General features: G+C 60.3%; 3 protein-coding genes. All 3 read right to left on the bottom strand.

Translation table 11 applies throughout. The annotated features are described in order from the left end of the window. The coding region (locus tag ACFVV5_RS19115) for an FAD-dependent thymidylate synthase (RefSeq protein ID WP_387247279.1) at positions 1-151 on the bottom strand (151 nt) is incomplete at its 3' end. A gap of 124 nt (positions 152-275) precedes the next feature. Continuing rightward, complete coding sequence (locus tag ACFVV5_RS19110; RefSeq protein ID WP_387247277.1) at positions 276-728, bottom strand: hypothetical protein; 453 nt, start codon at positions 726-728, stop codon at positions 276-278. A gap of 143 nt (positions 729-871) precedes the next feature. Next, positions 872-2369, bottom strand: a 1498-nt coding sequence (gene nrdJ, locus ACFVV5_RS19105) for a ribonucleoside-triphosphate reductase, adenosylcobalamin-dependent (RefSeq protein ID WP_387247275.1), incomplete at its 5' end; no start/stop codon positions are given.

Here is a 2369-nt window from a genome sequence, read left to right as displayed (position 1 = left end):
GCGTGAAGTGTGTGTGCTCGAATGGTGATCCGTGGCGGTCCCGCATGAGGAAGTTAATGAGTCCCTCGGCAGGTGCGTCATCGGCAGCAGATTCCTTCCCGACAGTGGAAACCTTTGCTGCCTTGGCAACCATTGCGTCATTGGCCGACACATCTACGAGCCTGGCCGTGACGTCCGACCTGAACTGAATTCCTGTCACCGGTTTACTCCAAAAGGAAAGGGGGCCGAGGAATCCCCGGCCCCCTGTGAGGTGCCTTGTTAAGACTCGTCAGCTCTTACGAGAAAGAGCCGTCCTTCTGGCGCCACAGCGGATCGCAGTTCGAGCCCTTGGGCGCATTGCAGAACATTGCCGCCCATGGGCCGTTCTTGCCCTGGCCCTCCCGCAGAGTTCGGCCGTGCGCGCAAGAGTCCCCAGAGAAGGGGCCGGAGGAAGCCGAGGGAGCTTCCTGAACCTTTCCGCCCTGGAAGGTCTTCGGCGCCGAGTTGCCCCCCTTGCCGGCCGTGGGCTGGTGGGTCTCCCGCACCTTCTTCGCGGCGTGGGAGGCAAGCTCAATCACGCCCTTGTCTGCCAGGGCCTTCATAAGGTCCACAGCGTTGGTGGCAACCTCTTCGGCGGTAGCGCCGTAAACAGAGGGGGTAAGCCACTCGGCGTCATAGCCAGCCGCGGCCTTGAAGGTCAGGCCAATCTTGAACTTGTTTGGGGCAACAGCGGCAATGGCGTCAGTCATAGGCTTGATCTCCTTGGAAGTGTTCGTTTCGCCCCACGGGGAGGGGCCGTCAAAAGGGTTGGGAAAGCTCACTCAGGCTCCAACAAGTAACCCAGCCACCCGTCTATCACGGGAAGCAAGTGTGTTGACAAAAAAAGAGGCCCTCAGATGGGGCAGGCACCCGAGGCGCATATTTCGTCATACGAGGTGTCAGCGGCTTCAACCCCGACTGCTGATACCAGATCCTCGTACTCCTCCCTCGTGATGCGCTCGTAAGGAGGTTGCTCGAAGGACATTTCTGGGAAGACCGTCGTCCCCTTGAGCTTGGGCAGGAAGGGGATCAGAGCGTCAACTAGATCGTCAACGGAATGAGCCGCGGGGTCGACGTTCGCCGTGTATGACACCGCCTGGTCTGCCCAATGCTCCTGGTACAGCGCCTGAACGGAAAGCATGTCTGTTAGCGACAGTTGTCCGGCGTGCTCGAAGGAGTCCCCGATATCTACAAGCGGGTCCTTGGTAGGGATGGTAACCACGCTGGTATTCGCCGCATACTTGTCCGGCTCAACGTTGTAACCCTTCCGCCGATACTCTTCCACCTGAGCCTTCTCCGTGGGCTCCAGGTCGCTAAAGCGGATGCGGCGCTTAAAGTAGCCTGCGAACGGGGCATGCACCGCCTCACCGGACGTGCCGGCCAGCTTGGACGTGGTTCCCGTAGGCGCAATGACTCGCTTCTTGATGGGAACCGGAATACGCAGAAGGTTGGCGTAGGCCGCAGCTTCCTTGTCCACCTCGTAAGCCCAGTCGGCAAGGTCCCAGCCTACAAAGCCGAGTTCGGATGCTTCTGAGTACCTGACTCCCTGCTTCACCAGGTAGTCAGCAAAACCAAGGTGACCCACTCCGATGCGTCGGTACTTGGCGATGGCCTCCACCGACTTGGGGTCGGCTACGTCGGCAAAGGTGGCCCTGATGAGGTACCGCGTTAGGTAGCGATGCGCGTTGGTAAGCCCTGCATAGTCAACCCGTCCATCCGCATCTACGAATGCGCCAAGGTTGACCGATCCGAGGTTGCACGGTTCCCAGGGGGTTAGCGTTGCCTCTCCACATGGGTTTGTGGTGTAGGTCCCGTCAACCTCCCCAACTGCCGTCAGGCTTGAGTTCCAGATCCCCGGCTCACCGTTACGGAGCATGCCGGCAGCGATTTCCCGCAGGATCGGCATAGACGGAGAGGAAAGCTTGCCGAGAAGATTGATGAAGTCATCGTCAATTTCAACACTGATGTTCGTTGTCCAGTGGCCGCCCTCAGCCTTGATCCGCGTGAAGGTCCAGATAAGTGGGTCACGCCAATGCATGATCGACATGCGCGCCGATCGGCGGACTCCTCCCGAGACAATGCACTGAGCGATCTCGTGATCAATGCGCATGGCGTCGATGCCGTGAAGGGGCCTACCAGTTCCCTCCTTGAGCACCAGGCCCACGGCCTTGAGCATCTCTCCGAACGGCTGGGGGCCAGAGGCCGTACCCCCAAACTGCTTGAGTGGCGCCCCCTTGGGCCGCACACGGCTTACGTCAAACACCCGAGCCGCATGACGTGTCTCCTCATCGTGGGCCGTACGGATCAGGTCCCCCAGGGCGTCAGCCCAGCCCTCGCGGCTGTCCTGGACC

It is taken from the genome of Leifsonia sp. NPDC058248 (assembly GCF_042881905.1).
Taxonomy (GTDB): domain Bacteria; phylum Actinomycetota; class Actinomycetes; order Actinomycetales; family Microbacteriaceae; genus Leifsonia.
This window is presented reverse-complemented; position numbering and strand designations above follow the sequence as displayed.

What these genes read in the sequence shown, in the direction of transcription:
- ACFVV5_RS19110 (WP_387247277.1), bottom strand. Translation starts at nt 728, where the DNA reads ATGACTGACGCCATTGCCGCTGTTGCCCCAAACAAGTTCAAGATTGGC.